This is a genomic window from Avibacterium sp. 21-594 (genome assembly GCF_026226815.1).
GTDB lineage: Bacteria > Pseudomonadota > Gammaproteobacteria > Enterobacterales > Pasteurellaceae > Avibacterium > Avibacterium avium.
In genome coordinates this window covers 1,267,585-1,290,904 of record NZ_JAKKOC010000001.1, presented here as the reverse complement: position 1 = coordinate 1,290,904, position 23,320 = coordinate 1,267,585, and the positions used below count along the sequence as shown (strand labels likewise).

Sequence of the window (23,320 nt, the reverse complement as noted above, 5' to 3'; positions counted from 1 at the left end):
TAACCCTAATTTTTGTCATTTGGGTTATAAATCGCGTCTATTTGCTTCAGAAATCTAAATTGATAAAAAAAGAAGGAAATGCGCGCTAATCTGATTGATCTGAGTAACATTTCTAACGGTAAATGCAGGAACAAGTAAGTTATTTACAATGACAGTTTTTTCTGCATTTTTGTTGGTTGAGTTTCTGCAACTTTTTTAGAATCGTATTCTCCGCTTCTAATTCTTAAATTAGATAACGTCATTCATCTTTGCTTCTGGGCTTCTGTGGAACACTGTTTTTTATCATTTTGAAGATAAAAGTCGAGCAATTGTTGTTTCAGATGTTGAGTATATTTAGTCATAAAAAATCTGCACCTTAATCAGTTGGTTGTTTAGTCCAATTTTTGGGGTGCAGAGTAATTTTGGGTTTTCTTTATATGTTTTTACATCATTGCTGAAATATATTTCAACATTACCCCAGCTGCGATGGCAGATCCAATAACGCCTGCGACGTTTGGCCCCATTGCGTGCATTAATAGGAAGTTTTGGTGATCGGCTTCTAAACCAATTTTATTGGCAACGCGCGCGGCCATTGGTACGGCAGAAACCCCCGCTGCGCCAATTAATGGGTTAATTGGATTTTTGCTAAAGCGGTTCATTAATTTCGCCATTAATACGCCAGATGCGGTGCCGATAGCAAAGGCGATCATTCCTAATAATAAAATACCAAGAGTTTGAGGTTGGAGGAATTTATCCGCCACCAATTTCGCGCCAACGGAAAGCCCTAGGAAAATGGTAACGATGTTGATTAGCGCATTTTGTGCGGTGTCGTTTAAGCGTTCCACCACGCCACTGACGCGCATTAAATTACCAAAACAGAACATTCCCAATAATGGAGCAGCATCAGGTAAGAGCAACGCCACCAGCACTAATAGCACAATCGGGAAAAGAATTTTTTCGCGGTTGCTTACGGTACGCAGTTGCACCATTCGGATTTTGCGTTCTTGCTGTGAAGTGAGTGCTTTCATAATCGGTGGCTGAATTAATGGCACGAGCGCCATATAAGAATAGGCTGCCACGGCGATCGCACCTAATAATTCAGGGGCGAGTTTGCTCGCAAGGTAAATTGCGGTTGGGCCGTCTGCTCCACCAATAATGCCGATTGCGGCAGCTTGTGGCAGGGTGAAGTCGATGATACCTAGCCAGTTTAAGCCTAACGCACCTAACACCGTAGCAAAGATACCAAACTGTGCCGCTGCGCCCAATAAGAGCGTGCGTGGGTTGGCGAGCAGTGGGCCGAAATCCGTCATCGCCCCTACGCCCATAAAAATAATGAGCGGAGCAACGCCATAACCGATCGCCACTTTATAGAATAACGCTAACACGCCTGCGGAATAGCCCATATCCCCTGCCATTACTTCCAATTCATTTTGTACAGAGGGCAGCGCATTGTTAAGTGCGGTCTTAATTGATGCAGGATCAGCAATAGTACCGAGTTTACTTGCTACAATGGCAAGTTGCTCACTGGTGCCGTTATGCAAAAGGTTATCCAATGCGGTCATTGCTAAGCCTGCTTCAGGGATATTAGAGAGCAATCCACCAAAGCCAATGGGTAACAATAACAGGGGTTCAAATTTGCGCGCGATGGCAAGCCACAAGAGTAGCAGGCTGACGGCAATCATCACCGCCTGCCCCCACTCTAGGTGCATAATGCCCATTCCACGCAGTAAAGACAAAATACTTTCCATTTTTACCCCGCACTTATGCAATCGTTAATAAGGTATCGCCCACGGCAACGGCATCACCGGCTTTCACGCTGATATTTTGCACCGTTCCCGCTTGCGAAGCACGGATTTCGGTTTCCATTTTCATTGCTTCAAGAATGAGCAATACATCACCCTCTGCCACTTGTTGCCCCTCGGTTGCCACCACTTTCCAAATGGTGCCTGCCATTGGTGCATTCACTGGCGTACCATTTGCTGCTTGCGGTGTGGCTTGCGGCGCTGCAGGCTGTGGTGCGGTTTGTGCAGGTTGAGCTGGTTGAACTGATGGTGTTGCAGCTGGAGTGATTTGATTAATATCGCCGCCCTCACTTACTTTCACCACAAAGGCTTTACCCTCTAACTCCACCGTATAAACCGCTGCGCCACCGACAGATTGGTTTACAGGTGCGGTGGTTTTTTGCGAAGTTTTTTCTGGCGCTTGTTCCACCGTTGGTGCAGGTTCAAAGGCATCAGGGTTGCCACGATTTTCAAGGAATTTCAGCCCCACTTGTGGAAACAACGCCACAATAAGCACATCATCAATTTCATTGTCAGATAGTTTGATGCCTTTCTCTTTGGCTTGTTGTTTGATTTCGAGCGTGAGTTTCTCCATTTCTGGCTCAAGGTGATCCGCAGGGCGTGAGGTGATTGGTTCTGCACCCTCTAACACACGCGCTTGCAGTTGTGCGTTGACTGGCGCAGGCGTGCGGCCGTATTCGCCTTTTAAAATACCTGCGGTTTCTTTAGCAATGGTTTTGTAGCGTTCACCCATTAATACGTTGATCACCGCTTGCGTTCCAACAATTTGTGAAGTTGGTGTAACTAGTGGAATATAGCCCAAATCTTCCCGCACTTTTGGAATTTCTTGCAACACCAAATCCAATTTATCGGACGCATTTTGCTGTTTTAATTGGCTTTCAAGGTTGGTGAGCATTCCGCCTGGTACTTGTGCTACTAAAATACGGCTATCCACGCCTTTTAATTGTCCTTCAAATTTATGGTATTTTTTCCGCACATTACGGAAATAAGCGGCAATTTTCTCTAATTTTTGAATATCTAAGCCCGTATCATAAGGTGTGCCTTTTAAGGTGGCCACTAAGGCTTCTGTGGCTGGGTGGCCGTATGTGCCACTCATTGAAGAAATGGCGGTATCTACACCGTCCACGCCTGCTTCAATGGCTTTAAGCAACGCCATTTCTGCCATTCCCGTGGTGGCGTGGCAATGAAGATGAAGTTGCACATCAAAGCGTTGTTTGATTTCACTGACTAAGTGATAGGCTTCATTTGGTGTGAGAATGCCCGACATATCTTTGATCACAAGGGAATCAATACCAATTTCTAACAGTTGTTCTGTGGTATCAAGCCAAGTTTGTAAAGTATGCACAGGGCTTGTGGTGTAACTTAATGTTCCTTGCGCGTGTCCGCCATTTTTACGCACCGCTTTCAACGCTTGTTGCATATTGCGCGGATCGTTCATTGCATCAAACACACGGAACACGCTCATTCCATTATGCACGGCACGTTCTACAAAGCGATCTACCACGTCATCGGCATAATGGCGATAACCTAGCAAATTTTGTCCGCGTAATAACATTTGTAATGGGGTTTTTGGCATTGCTTTTTTGAGTTCACGCAAACGCACCCAAGGATCTTCCCCTAAAAAACGAATACAAGCGTCAAAGGTTGCACCGCCCCAAGCTTCAAGCGACCAATAGCCAATTTCATCAAGTTCAGCAGCAATAGGTAACATATCATCAAGGCGTAAACGGGTCGCAAAAAGGGATTGGTGCGCATCACGCAACACAACATCAGTTACGGCAATTTTTTTCTTTTCAACAGTCATTGTATTTTCTCCAAATTAATCAATTTAAAGCCCTTGATTACGGCGATGATGAGCAATCGCCGCCACAATAATTGGGCGTAATCTTTCTAAATCATCTGTTTGAGTGGATTGTGCTTTTATCGGGGAAGGCTGGGTGAGAACAGGCTCAGGAAAAAAGCGGTTTACCAGTTTCGACATTAATCCAATGGCAAAAATTAGGATTAACAAGAAAACCAGCACGAACCCCATTCCTGAAAGCATCAGGTTTATGCCTTCTTGCATAAGTTCAGCGTTTGTCATTTTTATACCTCAAAGATGTAAAACTGCATTTTGTATCATATCCTGTTTAGGTTATAAAAAAATTGAACTAGATCACATTGTTGAAAATGGTTTTTGAAAAATTTCCAATAAAAATTTGGAATGATTGGCAATTTTTATAAAAACGTGGAAAATAACCCCTTTGCTGATCAGAGATAAACCGAAATTTAATGATTTTATTTACCAATCTTTCGTTAAAACGTGGTCAAACGACATTGCTAGAAAATGCCAACGCGACCATTAATCCTAAGCAAAAAGTGGGCTTGGTGGGCAAAAATGGCTGTGGAAAATCTTCGCTACTCGCCTTATTAAAAAAAGAAATTAGTGCTGAAGGTGGCGAAGTGAGTTACCCCACAAACTGGCAACTGGCTTGGGTGAACCAAGAAACCCCAGCGCTTGCTATTTCTGCTCTGGATTATGTGATTTTAGGTGATCGCCAATATGTCGCGTTACAGCAACAGCTAGAACAAGCTAATCTAAACAATGACGGCAATGCGATTGCGCGCATTCACGAACAGTTAGATACCATTGATGCGTGGACAATCCAAGCACGAGCGGCGGCATTGTTAAATGGATTGGGCTTTAGTCAAGATGCCCTTAGCCAGCCTGTGAGTGCTTTTTCGGGTGGTTGGCGTATGCGTCTGAATTTAGCACAAGCCTTGCTATGTCCTTCCGATCTGTTGTTACTTGATGAACCCACCAACCACTTAGATTTAGATGCAGTGATCTGGCTTGAACGTTGGTTGCAACAATATCAAGGCACGCTGGTGCTGATTTCACACGATCGCGATTTTCTTGATCCTGTGGTGGACAAAATTCTGCACATTGAAAATCAAAAAATAAATGAATACACTGGCGATTATTCTTCTTTTGAAAAACAACGGGCGGAAAAATTAGCCCAACAAACGGCGTTATACCGTCAGCAACAGCAAAAAATCTCACATTTACAAAAATATATTGACCGCTTTAAAGCCAAAGCGAGCAAGGCAAAACAAGCACAAAGCCGTGTTAAGGCGTTGGCGAAAATGGAACTCATCGCCCCTGCTTATGTGGATAATCCATTCACTTTTGAATTTCGTGAGCCGCTGGCGTTGCCTAATCCATTGCTTTCAATGGAAAAAGTTAGTGCAGGTTATGAAAATAACGGGCAAACCACGGAAATTCTGAAACAAATCAAATTAAATCTTGTTCCCGGCTCTCGCATTGGTTTGCTCGGTAAGAATGGCGCAGGAAAATCCACATTGATTAAATTATTAGCGGGAGAAATCACCGCACTTTCTGGCAATATTCAGCTCGCAAAAGGCGTACAGCTTGGTTATTTTGCCCAACATCAGCTGGATACCTTGCGTGCGGAAGAAAGCGCTCTTTGGCATATTCAGCAGCTCGCCCCACAACAAACGGAGCAACAATTACGCACCTATCTCGGCAGTTTCGCCTTTCACGGCGATAAAGTGAATGAGCCTGTCGCCACCTTTTCAGGCGGCGAAAAGGCACGTTTGGTGTTGGCATTAATCGTTTGGCAGCGACCGAATTTATTGTTATTAGATGAACCGACCAACCATTTAGATTTAGATATGCGCCAAGCCCTAACCGAAGCCTTGGTGGATTATCAAGGCTCATTAGTGATTGTTTCCCACGACCGCCATTTATTACGCAACACCGTTGATGAATTTTATTTGGTTCACGATGGGCAAGTGGAAGAGTTTAAAGGCGATCTAGACGATTATCAAAAATGGCTCAACGAACAAAATAGCCAAAACCAATCCTCTGGCAAAACAGAAAGCAATAAAGAAAGTGGCAGCCAAAATCGTAAAGAGCAAAAACGCAAAGAAGCGGAACTTCGCCAACAGCTCGCGCCATTGCGAAAATCTCTCGCCCAATGGGAAAGCAAAATGGAAACCCTATCACAAAAGCTGGCAGACATTGAGCAACAGCTAGCCAACGGCGATCTGTACCAAGCAGAAATGAAAGAAAATCTCACCGCACTTTTAAAAGACCAAGCGGAATACAAAAAACAGCTAGACGAAGTCGAAATGGAATGGTTTGCCGTGCAGGAAGAGATTGAGAGAGTGATGGAATAAAGCGAGGTAGTTTTTTCTAAATTTTTAGGGGAAACATTGGTTTCCTCTATTTATTTTCCTCATTATTAACTACGCAGTAACGCCTTAACTTCTTATAACCAAAAGAAATATATTCTTTCAATTAATTATTGGATAGCTATAAAAAATCTCTCGCATAATAACCGCACTTAATTAGTACGTTAGAGGAGAAATTTATGGTTTGGACAATAATTTCGGGCGGTGTTCTCGGTGTGATTTTTGGTTTTGTGCTGCAGCGTACCCGTTTTTGTATGACAGGTGGGTTTCGTGATATGTACACGGCGAAAAATAATAAAATGTTTTATGCTTTTTTACTGGCCATTTTAATTCAAAGCGTGGGGGTGCTGACTCTTGTAGAGTTGGGTTATATTTCATCACCTTATGAAGATTTTTCTTTGGTTGGAACAGTTTTTGGGTCTTACCTATTTGGTATTGGTATTGTACTTGCTAGCGGTTGTGCAACTGGGACGTGGTATCGTGCAGGTGAGGGTTTGATCGGAAGTTGGTTGGCATTGGCAATGTATATGCTAAGTGCGGCAATGATGAAATATGGTGTGTTGGTGGAATTCAAAAATACGGTAACTAGCTATACCAGAATGAATGATAATCTTGCGGCACAACTAGGAATTTCTGTTTGGTGGCTTGTCGCATTATTGTCGATAGCGGTAGGGTTTGGAATCTCTCGCACGCTAAGCAAACACCCTAAAAATAAAGTGGCAACATTGCCGCAAAAATATCAAGGGTTACGCCATTGGTTGTTTGAAAAGCGCTATCACCCTTTTGTAGCAGCACTGGCTATTGGCATTATTGCACTGGTTGCTTGGCCTGCAAGTGAAAGCACGGGGCGTGCTGGCGGCTTGGGGATCACAACACCCTCTGCAAATCTTATTCATTTTTTAGTAACAGGCGATGAAAAACGGTTAAATTGGGGCGTGTTTTTGGTGATCGGGATTTTTATCGGCTCTTATCTTGCCGCGAAAGGTAGCCGTGAGTTTAGATGGCGCTTACCCGACACGAAAACCCTTTATCACAGTGTAGTTGGTGGATTTGCAATGGGCGTTGGTGCGTCATTGGCGGGTGGTTGCACCATCGGAAATGGTTTAACTGCCACGGCAGTGATGAGTTCTAAAGGCTGGATTGCCCTTGCTTTCACGATTCTTGGAGTATGGACAATGGCACACGTCTTATTTATTCGTCCGCGCAGATTGGCGTTAGCGAATACTGCAGCATAAGATTTATTCACATAGAAGGAAATTAAGATGATCGTAAAATTAGAAACCGCGGGGCTGGTCTGCCCATTCCCATTAGAAGAAGCAAAAGCCGCAATGGCACAATTAAATGCAGGTGATGGCATCGAAATTGAATTTGATTGCACGCAAGCCACAGAGGCCATTCCTAACTGGGCGGCAGAAGAAGGCTATGAAGTTACCCATTTTGACCAAATTGGCGATGCAAAATGGACAATCACGGTAGTGAAATAGCCTTTCTTTTAAGTGCGGTGGAAAAAATCGGAATTTTTGCACCGCACTTTTTATCGCTTTCTTTTCCTACAGATCCCCTTGACGAACACCCCATTGAAGCGTAACATTCCGCACGATTTAGCAACAAGAGGACACACACTTTGGACAGTCATAGTCGATACCCAATTCATCGTTGATCTAAATCTCGTCCTCCACTTATCGGCGAGATTTCGCAGGTAAGTTTCATTACCTCAATTATTAGGTATCTTTAATTAAATAATCGAAATTTTTGCACCGCACTTTATGTGCTGATTATTTAGTTTTCTTTTGTTCATCGGGTTTGTTCATAATCCCTCAAGGAGTATGACAAAATGATTAATGCTTTTGCACTGGAAAATGCGCGTTTAATTCGGCTAGATGAGGGAGATGAGGATCTCAACGCCGCCATTTGGATTGATTTGCTTGAGCCGTCAAGCGAAGAACGTGAAATGTTGCAACAGGGCTTAGGGCAAAGTTTGGCATCTTTCTTAGAATTGGAAGATATTGAAGCGTCCGCACGTTTCTTTGAAGACGAAGATGGCTTGCATTTGCACTCTTTTTTCTATTGTGAAGATGAAAATGATTATGCCGATATTGCCAGCGTGGCGTTTACCTTGCGTGATGGGCGTTTGTTCACCTTGCGTGATCGTGAATTGCCAGCCTTTCGCCTTTATCGAATGCGTTCGCGCAACCAACGCTTGGTGGAATGTAACGCCTATGAAGTGCTGTTAGATTTATTTGAAACCAAAATCGAGCAGCTCGCCGATGTAATCGAAAATGCTTACGCAGATTTGGAAAAATTAAGCCACGTTATTTTGGAGGGTAAGCAGGGCGAAGCCTTTGATAAAGCGCTTGCCACACTCACAGAGCAAGAAGATGCCAGTTCCAAAGTGCGTTTATGTTTGATGGATACGCAACGTGCATTGAGCTTTTTGGTGCGCAAAACACGTCTGCCTGCCAATCAGCTAGAGCAAGCGCGCGATATTTTACGCGATATTGAATCCCTGCAACCGCATAATGAATCCTTATTCCAAAAAGTGAATTTCTTAATGCAAGCGGCAATGGGTTATATCAATATTGAGCAGAATAAAATTATGAAATTTTTCTCCGTAGTGTCAGTGATGTTCCTGCCTGCAACCTTGGTGGCGTCCACCTACGGAATGAACTTTGAATTTATGCCAGAATTGCATTTAAAATATGGCTATCCTATGGCGATTGGTTTGATGATCGTTGCGGCACTGACGCCTTATATTTATTTTAAACGCAAAGGCTGGTTGTAATTTTTAAGGAGAAAATAATGGGCTTAAATTCCCTTCAATTTTTAGTTTATACCCTGATTAATGTTTTTAGTTTTGTGCTAATTTTGCGTGCGTGGTTTCAATATAGCCGCGTGGATTTTTATAATCCTTTTTCGCAAACCTTAGTGAAATTCACCCAGCCTGTGCTTGCGCCATTGCAAAAGTTTTTACCTACGGTGAAAGGCTTAAATACCGCGGCATTGGCGTTGTGTGTGGCATTAGGCGTGGCAAAATATCCTTTGCTAGATTTATTAGGATCAGCGCAAGTGGCGGCAAATCCTTTGCTTTATCTTTACATCGGGTTATTGCATACCTTGCGCACTATGGGTGAAGCGGTGATTTATGTGTTGTTTTTCCAAGCCATTTTAAGCTGGTTTAACCGCGGGCAAAATCCGTTGCAATATACCCTTTATCAGCTCACGCAACCTTTGCTCAACCCGATTCGCCGTATTTTACCGAACACGGGAATGATTGATTTCTCCCCGATGTTATTGGCATTTTTATTATTTTACGCCAACCGTGTAATGTACGACATTGCGCCTATCTTATGGCAATTTGCCTAATGAATGCGATCGAACAATGCACGCAAGGACTTCGGTTGCGGATTTTTCTGCAACCGAAAGCCAGTAAAGATCAAATCGTTGGCTTACACGACAACGAGCTAAAAATCACCATCACAGCCCCACCTATTGATGGCCAAGCTAACGCCCATTTGCTTAAATTCCTAAGCAAAACCTTTAAAGTGCCAAAAAGCAGTATTCTCATCGAAAAAGGCGAACTTAACCGCCATAAACAAATTTTTATCCCGACACCGAAAGTGATTCCTGATGTGATAACTCATTTGTTATAAAAAAGCGGTTAAAAGAGTGGTAAGAATTTTACGTTTTTTCACTAAAAGATGGTGGAATAATTCTAGATTTCCTTGTGGGAGAATCATATAATCGGTTGCTTGTATTATCTTTAAACAAGGAGAAAAGAATGGCTGAAGTTGCTGTATCAAGACGAAATTGGTTACAAAAAATTGAATATATCGGCAATAAATTACCTGACATTACAATGTTGTTTATTTATGCGTTAATTGTATGTTGGTTGCTGTCTTGGGGGCTTTCTTATTTTCATTTTGATTATATCCACCCCATTCAAAAAACACCGATTCAAATCACTAATCTTTTCCAATCTTCTGAAATTGCAACCTTTTTCTCATCACTCACCAAAAACTTTGTGAATTTTCCACCCTTGGGTATTACTATTGTTGCGACTTTTGGCATTGGGATTGCTGAGGCGAGTGGTTTTATTAATGTAGGTTTGAGCCGTGCGTTAAGTATTATTCCAAAGAAAATAGTTACACCAGCCGTAATTATCATTTCTGTATTCGCTCATCTTGCAGCAGATTCTGCTTATGTGATTTTAATGCCTATTTCTGCATTGATTTTCTATTCCGTAGGTAAACATCCTTTAGCAGGAATTGCAGCTTCATTTGCTGGCTTAGCGGGAGGCTTTTCCGCCAGTTTTACACCTTCGATTATTGATCCTATTATGCAGAGTTTCACACAAAGTGCCGCACGCATTTTAGATCCGAGCTATGATGTGAATGTGCTGTGTAATTACTTTGTGAGTTTAGGTAGTACTGTTTTTGTGATTCTAACTTGCTGGTATATTACAGATAAAATTATCGATCCGCATTTAAAACGCACAATGCCTATTGATAAGGATTTAGATAGCAAAGACACCACAATTAACCCACCAACTGCACAAGACTTAAAAGCCTTTCGCTGGGCATCGTTGGTGCTATTGTTAATGGTGGTGGGATTGTTTTTATTGGCGTATCCTGAAAACTCGTTATTGAGAGCGTCAGATGGTTCATTGACTAGTCCAAAATCGCCGATTATGCAAATGATTGTGCCATTATTGCTGATTTTCTTTGCAGTGCCTTCTTTGGTTCACGGCATTATTGCAGGCACATTTAAAGATACGCGCACAGTCACCAAAGCCATGGAGAAAATCACTTATACCCTTGTGCCATTTATTGTGTTTTCCTTTTTCTGTGCACAATTTTTGTATTCTTTTAACCGTTCAGGAATCGGCACATTGATTGCCTTATCCGGTGCTGAATTTTTGAAAGCCTTGCAAATGCCTGCGGGTATTACCGTGTTTGGGGTGTTAGTATTAACTTTATTGCTAAATATTATTATCACGTCCGCCACATCAAAATGGGCAATTTTGTCGCCAATTCTCGTGCCAATGCTGATGTCAGTGAATATTTCACCCGAATTAACCCAAGCGGCATTTAGAATTAGTGATTCAGTAATGAATGTTTCAACGCCAATGTTTGCCTTTTATCCATTATTGATTTCTTATTGCCAGCGTTATTGTAAAAATACTGGCGTGGGAACGCTTTGTTCGATGATGATTCCATATACTATCGGCTTATTTATTGTGCTAACCCTTGTGTTATATGTATTCTGGGGCTTAGGCATTCCGCTTGGTTTTGATAGCGGCTACACATATCCAAAAGCATAGAGAAAAGAGGGAGGCATTATGCAACAACAATTAATTGATCGTTTTTTTCGTTATCTTGCGATTAGCAGTCAAAGTGATGCAAGTAATCCCACTGTGCCGAGTAGTCAGGGACAATGGGAAATGGCAAAGCTATTGGCGAAAGAATTGCAAGAATTAGGCGTGCAAGAGGTTGAAATTGACCAACACGCCAATGTAACAGGGGTGTTCAAAGGCACTAAATCGAATGCCACTGCCATCGGTTTTTGTGCTCATATGGATACCGTAGATGTTGCGTTATCACCTCATATCACACCGCAAATTCAAACCTTTAACGGACAGGATTTGCAACTTAATGAGGAGAAAAATATTTGGCTAAATGTTGCTGAACACCCTGAAATTTTGCCTTACCAAGGGCAAGAGATCATTTTTAGTGATGGCACGAGTGTGTTAGGTGCAGATAACAAAGCGGCAATTGCCAATATTATGACCGCACTTTCAATAATTAAGCAAAATAATATTGCCACAGGGGATATTTATATCGCTTTTGTGCCTGATGAAGAAATTGGATTACGTGGTGCGAAGTTATTGGATCTTAACAAATTTAAGCCACAGTTCGCCTACACCATTGATTGTTGCGAGCTAGGCGAAGTGGTGTATGAAAACTTTAACGCCGCTTCTGCCAGCATAACTATTCAAGGCGTCAGTGCACACCCAATGTCGGCAAAAAATGTGCTGATTAATCCTATTTTAGTCGCACAAGATTTCATCGCCTTGTTTGATCGCAGCCAAACCCCAGAATGTACAGAAAACAAAGAAGGCTACTGGTGGTTTAATCATTTTGAAGCAAACCAAAGTCAAGCTGAGCTTAGCATTGCGATTCGCGATTTTGATAAAGCCCAATTTGAGCAACGCAAAGCTTTCATCGAACAAGCGGTACAGCAAATGCAACAGCGCTACCCAAGAGCGGTAATCAATTGCACAATTTCTGATATTTATGGCAATATCGCCAATAGTTTAGGTGAAGATCGCCGATCCATTGATTTACTATTTAATGCAATGGAACAGATCAATGTAGAACCCAAAGTGATCCCTATGCGTGGCGGTACAGATGGGGCTGCTCTCTCTGTAAAAGGCATCACCACCCCAAATTATTTCACTGGCGCACATAACTTTCATTCCCGTTTTGAGTTTCTGCCCGTTAATTCCTTCGTGAAATCTTGTGAGCTGACTTTAAAACTGGTGGAACTAGTAGCTCAGGAATAACTAGTCTTAAAGTGCGGTTGTTTTTTGAAAATTTTTTATTTTGGATAAGGAAAAAAAATGCAGAAGTTATCAACAAATTTATCTTTAGCTGCAATATTAGTTGCCTGCTATTCGCAAGCGAATACGATTGATTTAACGTGTTCTAATTCTCTAGGATGTAATTATTCTAAAACAAATGAGGGATATAATGTTTATCAACCCTCTTTTTCCAAAGATCCGATAGACGATAGCCAAATATTGGATAAAGGCGCTTTCCCAGACGGCCAAGAAAAGTTCAATATTACCGTTCAAGCAGGAAATTATACTAATACTCCCGCCACAGATAATGCGGTTAGAGATGATGGTATTATTACGGCTAATACTTTATTTGGATTTATTAATACCTCATCAGCAAATCAAATTACATTTAAAACGGGCGTTGTTGCCACATTAGATAATTACCCAAATGACGGGAGTAGTATTTTAGCCCTACATCGTTACAGTAAAGGGAGCAAAGCGATTATCGAACCCGATGTAACCTTTATAATGGGTTCAAGTTTTGATGAAATTAACCAGAATCCAGATGGTTTTGAGGGTAGTCATGCCATTTATTTAGATTCATCTGATTTATCAATCAAAGAATCAAAAATTATTTTAAATGGTAGGGGGGCAGAGGGGATTAGTGCGAATGATTCTACGATTCTGGCAGATAATTTATCTATACGCTTAAATAGCGAATATGCAGAAGCTTTAGTTCTTAATGCAAATACGACAGTTAATGCAAATCATTTAGTAGTAACTGGCGACAAAGATTACCAAGTCGCAATTGATTTTTCAAAATATTCTCCAAAAAATGTTCAGAACATTTCTTTACAAGATAGCCAGATTAGTTTAGGTGGCAAAGGTATTGTTTTTATGAATTCGGGGGTGAATGATTCAACGACAAACAATGTATTGCCAACTCAAATTACTGTCAAAAATAGCAAAGTATCTGCGGGTTCATTCTTTCTTGGAATGACTGATGGCGTTGCAAGCGATGCTGTAACCCTTTCAATTGAAGGGGGAGAGATTAATACTCAGAAATTAATTTCGATTAATGATCCAGAGATCATCAAAGTTGGTGATTATGATGAAGATGAATTAGAAAGTGAATTGGCATTAAAAATAAATGCAACTCAAGGCGCAAAATTGCAAGGTGTTAGCTATATTAACCCTAATTACCAACACGGCACGGTGGATTTAACCTTAAATGGCAATAGCCAGTGGAAATTTAAAGGTGATAGCACCTTAGATAATCTCAGCGTAAATAATTCAACCGTTGAGTTTGAGCCAGATTCCGCATTCCACACCTTAACAATTAACCAAGATTTATCGGGCAGCGGTGAATTTATTCTAAATTCCGATCTCGCTTCTGAAAAAGCCGATCAAATTATTGTTAAAGGTAGCGTAACAGGTGATCATCGTTTACAAGTGAGAAACTCTCGCAACGAACCGAAAAAAGAAAATGGCAAAGTCATTTTAGTGAAAACTAATTCAGGCGATGGAACATTCAGCTTAAAAGATAAACCTTATGTCGATGTAGGGATTTATCGCTATGAATTAGCGAAAGATAATAATAACTGGGTATTGGCACATAAAGGAAAATCAGCCGATACTGAAGAACCGCAACCGCAACCGCAACCGCAACCGCAACCGCAACCGCAACCGCAACCGCAACCGCAACCGCAACCGCAACCGCAACCGCAACCGCAACCGCAACCGCAACCGCAACCGCAACCGCAACCGCAACCGCAACCGCAACCGCAACCGCAACCGCAACCGCAACCGCAACCGCAACCGCAACCGCAACCGCAACCGCAACCGCAACCGCAACCGCAACCGCAACCGCAACCGCAAGGCGATGATGAAGGAGAGAGAACATTTAGTCAATATGCCAATAATGTGATTTCAATCCAACAAGCGGCGCGCGCTTATTTATATACACAAGGGGAAACAGTAAGCGAACGCATTGGTTTCTTGCATAACAATGGACGCTTAACCGGGTTCTGGGTGCAAAATAGCAATAATTGGAGCGAAGTGGATTCTTACCAAACACTCTTAGCCAACACATCTGGCTTTAAACAGCGTAACCATTTGCTGAGCGTTGGTTATGATACGCATTTTGTCAATCAAGATACCTATTATTATTCAGGGCTTTATACGGGGCTTGGTCAAGGCAAAATTGATTTCGACAAAGATTATGGCAGCGCAAAAATCAAAGGTAACCATATCGGTATTTATGGCGGAATGCAGTGGCAAAACGGCTTATTCCTTGATGCCGATTACAGCTACAACCGCTTACGCTTAAGTGGTGATGAAGTTGATAAACAAAGCTTCAATGCGCATAGCTTACGCCTTGGTACAGGCATTAAATTGCCAATATCTGCTAATTGGAGCGTTGTGCCACAAGCGAGCATATCGGCAACCAAATTCAATGGTAACACAACTTACCGCAGCAAATTGGGTGCTCAATTTATGGGAAATATTGCGTTTTCATCGCTTAGCCTAAAACCTTATGCCGGAATTTATTGGCTAAATGATTTTGGCTCAAGCGATATTGTTATCAACCAATATAAAGCTGATATTCAATCATTCGGTAACCGCGCTCAGTTTGAATTAGGTACAGCACTGAAAACCACATTAGGTTCTTTCGATGTATCAGTGAAAAATCAAATGGGAAGCCGTTATAGAGAGAATGTACAGCTAAATTTGGGGTATAGCTATCAATGGTAATGAGTTAAAATCTATATCTTAATCCTAGACATTAAAAAACCACCTTCGGGTGGTTTTTCTTTTTGGGATATATAAAAAGTGCGGTAAAAAATCTCGAAATTTTTCACCGCACTTATGTTTTAATGAATTACTTCACTTCAGCTAAAATTCTGGTGAGTAATTGCCAGTAGGTTTGCACGGCGGGGATATGCACTTTTTCATCAGGAGAATGAGCATTGATAATGGTTGGGCCGATAGAAACTACGTCTAAATTAGGGTAGATTTTTTTCAGCAAGCCACATTCTAACCCTGCGTGAATCACTTTTATTTCAGGTTGATGGCCTAAAATATCCGCGTAAATTTGGCTGGTTAAGGCTAAGATTTTGCTGTCTGGGTGAGGTTCCCAACCTGGGTAATTGCCAGCGAAATTGACACTTGCACCACAAAGTGCGGTCAAAGATTTCAGCATTTCTTGCACATAATATTTGCCGCTTTCAATCAGTGAACGAATTAAAATTGTGGCATTCACTTGGTTGTCTGAGGTTTTTAGCACGCCTAAACTGAGTGAGGTTTCCACCACATTTTCTACCGCATCACTGTAACGAATCACGCCGTTTGGTAAGGCATTAAATAGGTTAATGACGTTATTTTGTGAATGGCTATCAAAAATATGTGCTGGTTTTTCAACAGGTTGTAAGAACAAACTCAGATTGGGTTCGGCAATGGCTAATTCGGTTTTTAATAAAACTTCAAAATTTTCCACCGCACTTTGTAATGGGGCGAGATCGCCATCAAAGCATAGGGTTACAAAGGCTTCACGCGGAATGGCATTGCGTACTGAGCCGCCCTTAATTTGGCTAATGGCGAAATCAATTTGTGGGTGATCTTGTTTGAGATGGGCAAGAAAACGAACCAGCGCTTTCACGGCATTGACGCGTCCTGTGTGAATATCCACGCCAGAATGCCCGCCACGCAAGCCTTTTAATACTAGCTCGTAACTATGCGCATAAGGGTTGGCAATTTTTTGCACAGGAACACTGAGATCAGCATTCACGCCACCCGCACAGCCAATATAAATTTCGCCGTTTTCTTCGGTATCCGTGTTGATCATAATTTGGCTTTTCAGCCAGTTTGGACGCAAACCAATTGCCCCTTCCATTCCTTGCTCTTCGGTCATTGTGAGCAAGACTTCTAACTCTGGGTGAGCAAGGTTTTCCTCTTCTAATGCGGCAAGGGCAGAAGCAAGGCCAATCCCGTTATCCGCCCCTAGGGTTGTGCCTTTGGCGGTGACCCATTCGCCTTCGATATAAGGTTGAATAGGGTCTTTTTGGAAATCGTGTTGGGTGTCTTCATTGGCTTGTGGCACCATATCAAGATGAGCTTGCAGCACCACGGTAGGGCGATTTTCCATACCAGCGCTTGCAGGCTTGCGAATTAAAATATTGCCGACTTCATCGCGCTCGACAAAAAATTGTTTTTCTTTCGCCCAATTTACGATGAAATTAGCCAGTGCTTCTTCGTGATAAGATGGGTGAGGAATGGCACAAATTTGATCGAACCATTTCCACAACAAGGTAGGTTGAAGTTGTTGGATTTCAGACATAGTTTTTTCCTCAAATGAAAAAAATTCATCAAAATAATAGCATAAAAATTGGTTTCAAGTTATCCTAACGCAATTTTATTTATTGGGCGGTTTCCGCTCTCTTTCTTAGTTAAGGTGAGTTATGAGTGAAAAATATGTTGTGACTTGGGATATGTTCCAAATGCACGCACGCAAATTATCTGAACGTTTATTGCCAGCATCACAATGGAAAGGCATTATTGCGGTGAGCCGTGGGGGATTGTTTCCTGCTGCGGTATTGGCGCGTGAATTGAGCATTCGCCACGTTGAAACTGTGTGTATCGCAAGCTACGATCATAATCAGCAAGGCGAATTAAATGTTTTACACGCTGCGCAAGTGCCTAACGGCGGCGAAGGCTTTATCGTGGTCGATGATTTAGTGGATACTGGCAACACAGCGCGTGCCATTCGTGAACTTTATCCAAATGCCCGTTTTGTAACGGTTTTTGCAAAACCGGCAGGGGCGGATTTAGTGGACGATTATGTAATCGATATTCCACAAAACACTTGGATTGAACAGCCTTGGGATATGGGCATCACTTTCGTTCCACCATTGGCGAGAAAATAATTTGTGATAAACGCTGGGCTTGCCAGCGTTTTTTATAGAAGTTAAAAGATGAGTGCGTTTAATCATTATCTGGAAATGCAAGAGCATTTTCTTTATGTGCCTTATTACCATCACCACCGCCGTGTGCGCGTGTTGTTGCCAAAAGATTATCACAACGAACCTTGGCAGCATTACCCTGTGCTTTATATGCACGATGGACAAAATGTGTTTTATAGCAAAGAATCCTATTCGGGCCATTCGTGGAAAATTATTCCTACCATTAAGCATTATCAACATTTGCCGAAACTCATTATTGTCGGTATTGATAATGCAGGGGCAGAACGGCTGAATGAATATGCTCCTTGGCGGACGGATGTGGGCAACAACGATGACGTGCGCAATGTGGGCGGACGTGGTGCGGAATATGCGCAATGGGTGGTTAATGAGGTTAAAACATTTATCGATAAAACCTACCGCACTTTGCCAAATGCAGAAAACACCTTGCTTGCTGGTAGTTCAATGGGTGGCATTATCACCGCTTATATGGGCGCAGCGTATCCACACATTTTTGGCCATTTGGGCGTATTTTCCCTTGCATCTTGGTTTAGTGAACCTGCGTTTATGCACTTTATTCATCATCACCCTTTACAGCCACAAAGCCGCGTGTTTATCCAAGTTGGTACAAATGAAGGCGATGAAATGGATTCGCAATTTATTTCTAATATGAACCAAGCCTACATTGATTGCACCCTGCGTTATTATCAGGCTTTGTTACGCACAGGGCATCCGCTAGACCATATCCGCTTACGCATTATGGCGAACGAAATCCACCACGAAATGCACTGGGCAGATCATTTTGTCGAGTTTTTGCATTTTGCGTTATTGAATCGATAAGAACTAAATGATGAAGAATTAAAAAATCCCCTGAATTTTTGGTCAGGGGATTTTTTATACTGGCGAGTTAAAGTTTAATTTGTTGTTTCACAAATTCCACTAACTGATCTTTGTTGATCATCTGTTTTTCACCTGTTCGGCGATTTTTATATTCAATTTCGCCATTTTGTAGGTTTTTCTCACCAATGACTAACATATGCGGCACGCCAATGAGTTCCATATCCGCAAACATTACCCCTGGGCGCTCTTTACGATCATCAAAAATCACTTCAACTCCTTCAGAGCTTAAAGTGCGGTATAAATTTTCGGCAAATTCTTGCATGCTTTCAGATTTGTGCATATTCATCGGCACGATTGCTACGGTAAATGGTGCAATCGCGTCCGTTGGCCAGATAATTCCACGTTCATCGTGGCTTTGTTCGATTGCTGCGGCAACCACACGGCTCACACCGATACCGTAACACCCCATAATCATTGTTTGTGGGCGGCCATCTTCGCCTTGTACGGTGGCTTTCATTGCTTCAGAATATTTTGTGCCAAGTTGGAAAATATGTCCTACTTCAATACCACGTTTGATTAACAATGAACCTTTGCCGTCAGGGCTTAGATCACCTTCTACCACATTGCGCAAATCCGCCACTTCTGGCATTGGCACATCACGTTCCCAGTTGATATTGAAATAATGTTTACCATCAATGTTTGCGCCCGCTGAAAAATCGCTCATTAATGCTACGCTACGATCAATAATGGCCGGGATCGGCAAATTAACAGGGCCAAGAGAGCCAACACCTGCACCGATTTTTGCTTTAATTTCCGCTTCATCGGCAAATTCAAGTGGTTCTGCCACTTGCGCTAATTTTTGCGCTTTGATTTCATTCAAATTGTGATCGCCACGAATGATTAACGCAATTAATGGTTGTTCTTCATTTGCGCCTTTTACAATCAAGGTTTTCACGGTTTTTTCTACTGGTACATTGAATTGTTCCACCAATTCGTTAATGGTCTTGGCATTTGGCGTATCCACTAATTCCATTGACTGAGTTGGCGCACCACGTTCGCCTTGAGCCACCGCTTCGGCAAGTTCAATATTCGCCGCAAAATCAGATTCTGTGGAAAACACAATATCATCTTCGCCACTTTGCGCTAACACTTGGAATTCGTGTGATGCGCTGCCGCCGATAGAACCAGTATCCGCCTGCACCGCGCGGAAATCTAAACCTAGGCGGGTGAAAATATTGCTGTAAGTTTGGTACATTATGTCATAGGTTTCTTGCAAGCTTTCTTTTGTGGTGTGGAAAGAATAGGCATCTTTCATTAAAAATTCACGACCACGCATTACCCCAAAACGTGGACGCACTTCGTCACGGAATTTGGTTTGAATTTGGTATAAATTCAGTGGAAGTTGCTTATAAGAACTCACTTCACGGCGAACTAAATCGGTGATCACTTCTTCGTGTGTTGGGCCAAGCACAAAATCACGTTGTCCACGATCTTGGAAGCGTAATAATTCTGGGCCATATTGCTCCCAGCGTTGCGATTCTTGCCATAATTCAGCTGGTTGAACAACGGGCATTTCCACTTCAATCGCACCGCTTTTATTCATTTCTTCACGCACAATATTTTCTACTTTTTTAAGTACGCGTAAGCCGGTTGGCAACCAGTTATAAAGCCCTGACGCTAAAGGACGCACCATTCCAGCACGCAACATTAATTGATGGCTCACCACCTGTGCATCATTCGGGGTTTCTTTTAAAGTAGCAAATAAATATCGACTCGCTCGCATTGTTGTTTCCTATATTAATTATTTAAGACAAAAATTGGCGTTAGTTTATCATTGAGTAGGGTTCACTCAAAGAAGAAAGGGCTATTTGTGCCAATATTTTGTGGAAAGCCTTGGAAAGCATAAATAAAGGGGCAGTAAATGCTGTGTCTTAGTAAAACTCGTTTTCACCCGAACCGACTAAATCGGCAAATTCTTCACTTTGAAAGCCGTGTGAAAGCATATAGCGCCAGATTTTTTGTTTCATTTTGAAATCTTGCTCTTGCGCATAATTGGGGAATTTCTTGCGTAACACGGAATGCGCAATCTCAAACCAATCAATGTCCATTTCCGCTAATACGTCTTCCGCGATCTCTGAAGAAATACCTTTAAGTTGAAAAAGCTCTTGTTTAATCCGATTCAGTCCATAGCCTTTTTGTGATCGGTAATGTAAATAGTTTTCCGTAAAACGGCGATCACTTTGCCAGTTTTTTTCCTGACAAATCGCTAAAGCCTGTTCAATTTCTGCTTCTGTGAAGGCTTTTTCTTGCATTTTGCAACGCAATTCATATTCACTATATTCGCGGCGGGAGAGCAAGTTCACCACATAATTTAATGCCAATGATGCCATTTTTTCTCATTGATTCCTAAATTACTGTTAGAAAAAGTGCGGTCAAAAATTACCGCACTTTTTAGAGATGATTTAATCAAAGGGATTAAAATTCAGAATCCATTTCTGCAATGTCTTCATTTTGATCCGCTTCAATATCCGCAATGAGAGATTTGTCTGGGTTTGCTAAAAGCTCTTCGCGTAATTTATTTTCTAATTCTTCGGCTTGTTCAGGGTGTTCTGCCAACCATTTCATTGCATTGGCTTTGCCTTGACCAATTTTTTCACCGTTATAAGAGAACCACGCGCCTGATTTATCAACCAATTTATGTTTTACGCCTAATTCAATTAATTCACCATTGCGTGAAATGCCTTCACCGTAAAGAATTTGGAAATCAACTTGACGGAATGGCGGGGCAACTTTGTTTTTCACCACTTTCACACGGGTTTCATTACCGATGATTTCATCGCCATTTTTCACCGCACCTACACGGCGAATATCTAAACGCACAGAAGAATAGAATTTCAATGCGTTACCGCCAGTAGTGGTTTCTGGGTTACCAAACATTACACCAATTTTCATACGAATTTGGTTGATGAAAATCACCAAACAGTTTGAGTTTTTGATTTGCCCGGTGAGTTTACGCAGGGCTTGCGACATTAAACGCGCTTGTAAACCAACGTGTGCATCGCCCATATCCCCTTCAATTTCTGCTTTTGGCGTAAGTGCTGCCACAGAGTCCACAATCACCACGTCAATCGCACCAGAACGTACCAACGCATCACAAATTTCTAATGCTTCTTCACCGTTGTCAGGCTGAGAAACAAGCAATTCTTTGACATCAACGCCAAGTTTTGCCGCATAAATTGGATCTAAAGCGTGTTCCGCATCAATAAAGGCACAGGTTTTGCCTAATTTTTGTGCTTGTGCGATAACAGAAAGGGTTAATGTGGTTTTCCCGGAAGATTCTGGCCCGTAAATTTCTACGATACGCCCCATTGGTAAGCCACCGATACCTAAGGCAATGTCTAATCCCAGTGAACCTGTGGAAATAGATTCAATATCCAAATCTTGGGTTTCCCCTAATTTCATAATTGAACCTTTACCAAATTGTTTTTCAATTTGACCTAACGCCGCAGCGAGGGCTTTTTGTTTTTCTTCTTGATTGGTAATTTGCACTTTCTCACCTTTTTTTGCTTTATCTTCTTTCGCCATTTTGCTTGTCCTCTTAAATTCATTATTAAATTGAAACTGCCGCACAATATAACTGTATTCATATACAGTATCAAGAAAAATTTATCAGATTTTTCAAAAATTGTGCGTTAGATTCCAAATTTGAATTTTATTTAAGACAAATTAGTTGGCATAACGGTTGATTGCATTGGCAATTTCTTGATCTTGATAAATGCGTTGCACCACTTCTTCAAAGGTTTTGCCTAATACATTTTGAATATTTTCATTTTTCGCTGTAAATGCCCCTTCTTGGCTTTGGGTTGATCCAATGTTTTTGCTAAATTGCCCTTTTGCACCTTGCACTTGTACATTCACCTGTACATTGCTGGTGATTTTATAGCGTAGGTTTCCTTGATCGACATCTGCATAAAAATGCGTGATACTCAAAATGACATTGGTATTTGATTGCGCAGGCGTTTGTGCAATTTTAAAGCCTTTGGCATTGAGATCTTGCTTGATGACTTGATCAAAAAGTTGAATGACTTCAGGCTGTGCCATCAATTTAAAGATTTTGCCATCATAAACATAGCTAGAAATCTCTTTGTGCTGACGAACATCACGGGTAAGGATATTCAACACCGCTTGTTGGTTAGCTGCGTTAAATTGTACAACAGGGCTTGAAGGGCTAAAGTGTAAGGTGTTGCTTGGCGGAGTTTGGCAAGCGGATAACAGGAATGTAGTTGAAAATAAAGTGATCAGAGAGAGTTTAGCAAAACGCATAGTCATTTCCTCGCGAATAAAAAAGATACGGCTATTCTTGCAAACTTCAGTATGAATGTATAGTCTTTGCAAAAGCAAATTTTTATTGTGTTAGTTTATAAAAAGAAGGAAAGGATAATGGGTGTTCAACAAGTTTTAGAACAAAAAATTTCGCAAAAATTTGCACCGCACTTTTTACATATTGAAAATGAAAGCCATATGCACAGCTCAGGGCGCGGTGCGGATTCGCATTTTAAAGTGGTGCTAGTGAGTGATGCGTTTAATGGGGTGAGAAAGGTTGCACGCCACCAAATGCTGTATCAATTATTGGCGGAAGAATTGAAAAATGGCATTCACGCTTTGGCGTTGCATACTTATACCTTAGATGAATGGCAAGCCTTGGAGCAGCAGTTTCCGAAATCACCAAATTGTTTAGGGGTTGGACAATAATTCATACCTAATAAAAGGTAGTATAAATTCATAATATTCAGCAAAAATTGATTTTCCACAAAAACAGCGGTCTTTTTTCTTAAAATATTGGAAAAACCGCCCTTCAAAGTAGCACGAACGTTATTAATTGGTTAAAATAACCAGCTGACTTGTATCAAAATTTTAACGTATATTGCTAGCTAATTCCTGTTAGCAGTATGAAATGTAAAAAGAATTTGAGTTTTAAATTTATGTGG

General features: G+C 41.6%; 21 protein-coding genes. 13 read left to right on the top strand and 8 right to left on the bottom strand.

Features of this window, described 5'->3' with window-relative positions:
* Positions 1-422 precede the first annotated feature (422 nt).
* From L5B76_RS06015 to L5B76_RS06005, 3 genes are read right to left on the bottom strand one after another with little or no spacing between them, the layout of a single operon-like run.
* A complete protein-coding gene (locus tag L5B76_RS06015; RefSeq protein ID WP_115248736.1) occupies positions 423-1,727 on the bottom strand; it encodes a sodium ion-translocating decarboxylase subunit beta in 1,305 nt (434 codons plus the stop codon).
* Between the two features lie 13 nt (positions 1,728-1,740).
* Complete coding sequence (gene oadA, locus L5B76_RS06010; RefSeq protein ID WP_265754656.1) at positions 1,741-3,585, bottom strand: sodium-extruding oxaloacetate decarboxylase subunit alpha; 1,845 nt, start codon at positions 3,583-3,585, stop codon at positions 1,741-1,743.
* Positions 3,586-3,609: 24 nt separating this feature from the next.
* Complete coding sequence (locus L5B76_RS06005) at positions 3,610-3,864, bottom strand: oxaloacetate decarboxylase subunit gamma (RefSeq protein ID WP_103854285.1); 255 nt, start codon at positions 3,862-3,864, stop codon at positions 3,610-3,612.
* 188 nt (positions 3,865-4,052) lie between these two features.
* Between L5B76_RS06005 and L5B76_RS06000 the strand changes: the two genes are divergently transcribed.
* The 10 genes from L5B76_RS06000 to L5B76_RS05955 all read left to right on the top strand — a co-directional run bounded on the left by L5B76_RS06000 (position 4,053) and on the right by L5B76_RS05955 (position 15,291).
* A complete protein-coding gene (locus L5B76_RS06000; RefSeq protein WP_265754655.1) occupies positions 4,053-5,963 on the top strand; it encodes an ABC transporter ATP-binding protein in 1,911 nt (636 codons plus the stop codon).
* Between the two features lie 194 nt (positions 5,964-6,157).
* On the top strand, positions 6,158-7,213 hold the full coding sequence (locus L5B76_RS05995) for a YeeE/YedE family protein (RefSeq protein WP_265754654.1): 1,056 nt from the start codon (positions 6,158-6,160) through the stop codon (positions 7,211-7,213).
* Between the two features lie 27 nt (positions 7,214-7,240).
* Complete coding sequence (locus L5B76_RS05990; RefSeq protein WP_265754653.1) at positions 7,241-7,462, top strand: sulfurtransferase TusA family protein; 222 nt, start codon at positions 7,241-7,243, stop codon at positions 7,460-7,462.
* Positions 7,438-7,566, top strand: coding sequence for a hypothetical protein (locus L5B76_RS05985; RefSeq protein ID WP_265754652.1), 129 nt, complete (start codon positions 7,438-7,440; stop codon positions 7,564-7,566). The genes L5B76_RS05990 and L5B76_RS05985 overlap by 25 nt, the downstream gene beginning before the upstream one ends.
* Positions 7,567-7,812: 246 nt before the next feature.
* Positions 7,813-8,760, top strand: a complete 948-nt coding sequence (gene corA / locus L5B76_RS05980; protein ID WP_265754651.1) for a magnesium/cobalt transporter CorA — start codon at positions 7,813-7,815, stop codon at positions 8,758-8,760.
* Positions 8,761-8,777: 17 nt separating this feature from the next.
* Complete coding sequence (locus tag L5B76_RS05975; RefSeq protein ID WP_103854361.1) at positions 8,778-9,341, top strand: YggT family protein; 564 nt, start codon at positions 8,778-8,780, stop codon at positions 9,339-9,341.
* A complete protein-coding gene (gene yggU, locus L5B76_RS05970) occupies positions 9,341-9,628 on the top strand; it encodes a DUF167 family protein YggU (protein ID WP_265755531.1) in 288 nt (95 codons plus the stop codon). The genes L5B76_RS05975 and yggU overlap by 1 nt, the downstream gene beginning before the upstream one ends.
* Before the next feature lie 128 nt (positions 9,629-9,756).
* Positions 9,757-11,298: an AbgT family transporter gene (locus tag L5B76_RS05965; protein WP_194750849.1), complete on the top strand. Its 1,542-nt coding sequence runs from the start codon at positions 9,757-9,759 to the stop codon at positions 11,296-11,298.
* A gap of 18 nt (positions 11,299-11,316) precedes the next feature.
* Positions 11,317-12,540 (top strand): peptidase T, encoded by a 1,224-nt coding sequence (gene pepT / locus L5B76_RS05960; protein ID WP_265754650.1) that lies wholly within the window; start codon positions 11,317-11,319, stop codon positions 12,538-12,540.
* A gap of 57 nt (positions 12,541-12,597) precedes the next feature.
* A complete protein-coding gene (locus tag L5B76_RS05955; protein WP_265754649.1) occupies positions 12,598-15,291 on the top strand; it encodes an autotransporter outer membrane beta-barrel domain-containing protein in 2,694 nt (897 codons plus the stop codon).
* A gap of 127 nt (positions 15,292-15,418) precedes the next feature.
* On the opposite strand, the gene L5B76_RS05950 is transcribed toward L5B76_RS05955, so the two are convergent.
* A complete protein-coding gene (locus tag L5B76_RS05950) occupies positions 15,419-16,873 on the bottom strand; it encodes an aminoacyl-histidine dipeptidase (RefSeq protein ID WP_265754648.1) in 1,455 nt (484 codons plus the stop codon).
* Positions 16,874-16,994: 121 nt separating this feature from the next.
* Between L5B76_RS05950 and gpt the strand changes: the two genes are divergently transcribed.
* Positions 16,995-17,459, top strand: a complete 465-nt coding sequence (gpt, locus tag L5B76_RS05945) for a xanthine phosphoribosyltransferase (RefSeq protein ID WP_265754647.1) — start codon at positions 16,995-16,997, stop codon at positions 17,457-17,459.
* A 48-nt stretch (positions 17,460-17,507) separates the two neighbouring features.
* Positions 17,508-18,332 carry an alpha/beta hydrolase gene (locus L5B76_RS05940; RefSeq protein WP_265754646.1) on the top strand — a complete coding sequence of 275 codons (825 nt, stop codon included), beginning with the start codon at positions 17,508-17,510 and terminating at the stop codon, positions 18,330-18,332.
* Positions 18,333-18,399: 67 nt separating this feature from the next.
* Here L5B76_RS05940 and proS read toward each other — a convergent pair whose 3' ends face one another.
* The 4 genes from proS to L5B76_RS05920 all read right to left on the bottom strand — a co-directional run bounded on the left by proS (position 18,400) and on the right by L5B76_RS05920 (position 22,661).
* Entirely contained in the window at positions 18,400-20,115 is a 1,716-nt protein-coding gene (gene proS / locus L5B76_RS05935) for a proline--tRNA ligase (protein WP_265754645.1), read from the bottom strand.
* Between the two features lie 148 nt (positions 20,116-20,263).
* Complete coding sequence (gene recX, locus L5B76_RS05930; RefSeq protein ID WP_265754644.1) at positions 20,264-20,722, bottom strand: recombination regulator RecX; 459 nt, start codon at positions 20,720-20,722, stop codon at positions 20,264-20,266.
* Between the two features lie 85 nt (positions 20,723-20,807).
* Complete coding sequence (recA, locus tag L5B76_RS05925) at positions 20,808-21,875, bottom strand: recombinase RecA (protein ID WP_265755530.1); 1,068 nt, start codon at positions 21,873-21,875, stop codon at positions 20,808-20,810.
* A 183-nt stretch (positions 21,876-22,058) separates the two neighbouring features.
* Positions 22,059-22,661 carry a YajG family lipoprotein gene (locus L5B76_RS05920; protein ID WP_416086320.1) on the bottom strand — a complete coding sequence of 201 codons (603 nt, stop codon included), beginning with the start codon at positions 22,659-22,661 and terminating at the stop codon, positions 22,059-22,061.
* A gap of 111 nt (positions 22,662-22,772) precedes the next feature.
* On the opposite strand from L5B76_RS05920, the gene L5B76_RS05915 reads away from it, so the two are divergent.
* Positions 22,773-23,084 carry a BolA family protein gene (locus tag L5B76_RS05915; protein ID WP_115248715.1) on the top strand — a complete coding sequence of 104 codons (312 nt, stop codon included), beginning with the start codon at positions 22,773-22,775 and terminating at the stop codon, positions 23,082-23,084.
* Positions 23,085-23,320: the final 236 nt, after the last annotated feature.

What these genes read in the sequence shown, in the direction of transcription:
- L5B76_RS05940 (WP_265754646.1), top strand. Translation starts at nt 17,508, where the DNA reads ATGAGTGCGTTTAATCATTATCTGGAAATGCAAGAGCATTTTCTTTAT.
- L5B76_RS06000 (WP_265754655.1), top strand. Translation starts at nt 4,053, where the DNA reads ATGATTTTATTTACCAATCTTTCGTTAAAACGTGGTCAAACGACATTG.
- yggU (WP_265755531.1), top strand. Translation starts at nt 9,341, where the DNA reads ATGAATGCGATCGAACAATGCACGCAAGGACTTCGGTTGCGGATTTTT.
- L5B76_RS05985 (WP_265754652.1), top strand. Translation starts at nt 7,438, where the DNA reads ATGGACAATCACGGTAGTGAAATAGCCTTTCTTTTAAGTGCGGTGGAA.
- L5B76_RS06015 (WP_115248736.1), bottom strand. Translation starts at nt 1,727, where the DNA reads ATGGAAAGTATTTTGTCTTTACTGCGTGGAATGGGCATTATGCACCTA.
- L5B76_RS05950 (WP_265754648.1), bottom strand. Translation starts at nt 16,873, where the DNA reads ATGTCTGAAATCCAACAACTTCAACCTACCTTGTTGTGGAAATGGTTC.
- proS (WP_265754645.1), bottom strand. Translation starts at nt 20,115, where the DNA reads ATGCGAGCGAGTCGATATTTATTTGCTACTTTAAAAGAAACCCCGAAT.
- L5B76_RS05990 (WP_265754653.1), top strand. Translation starts at nt 7,241, where the DNA reads ATGATCGTAAAATTAGAAACCGCGGGGCTGGTCTGCCCATTCCCATTA.
- oadA (WP_265754656.1), bottom strand. Translation starts at nt 3,585, where the DNA reads ATGACTGTTGAAAAGAAAAAAATTGCCGTAACTGATGTTGTGTTGCGT.
- L5B76_RS05975 (WP_103854361.1), top strand. Translation starts at nt 8,778, where the DNA reads ATGGGCTTAAATTCCCTTCAATTTTTAGTTTATACCCTGATTAATGTT.
- recX (WP_265754644.1), bottom strand. Translation starts at nt 20,722, where the DNA reads ATGGCATCATTGGCATTAAATTATGTGGTGAACTTGCTCTCCCGCCGC.
- L5B76_RS05915 (WP_115248715.1), top strand. Translation starts at nt 22,773, where the DNA reads ATGGGTGTTCAACAAGTTTTAGAACAAAAAATTTCGCAAAAATTTGCA.
- pepT (WP_265754650.1), top strand. Translation starts at nt 11,317, where the DNA reads ATGCAACAACAATTAATTGATCGTTTTTTTCGTTATCTTGCGATTAGC.
- L5B76_RS05965 (WP_194750849.1), top strand. Translation starts at nt 9,757, where the DNA reads ATGGCTGAAGTTGCTGTATCAAGACGAAATTGGTTACAAAAAATTGAA.
- L5B76_RS05955 (WP_265754649.1), top strand. Translation starts at nt 12,598, where the DNA reads ATGCAGAAGTTATCAACAAATTTATCTTTAGCTGCAATATTAGTTGCC.
- corA (WP_265754651.1), top strand. Translation starts at nt 7,813, where the DNA reads ATGATTAATGCTTTTGCACTGGAAAATGCGCGTTTAATTCGGCTAGAT.
- gpt (WP_265754647.1), top strand. Translation starts at nt 16,995, where the DNA reads ATGAGTGAAAAATATGTTGTGACTTGGGATATGTTCCAAATGCACGCA.
- L5B76_RS05920 (WP_416086320.1), bottom strand. Translation starts at nt 22,661, where the DNA reads ATGACTATGCGTTTTGCTAAACTCTCTCTGATCACTTTATTTTCAACT.
- L5B76_RS05995 (WP_265754654.1), top strand. Translation starts at nt 6,158, where the DNA reads ATGGTTTGGACAATAATTTCGGGCGGTGTTCTCGGTGTGATTTTTGGT.
- L5B76_RS06005 (WP_103854285.1), bottom strand. Translation starts at nt 3,864, where the DNA reads ATGACAAACGCTGAACTTATGCAAGAAGGCATAAACCTGATGCTTTCA.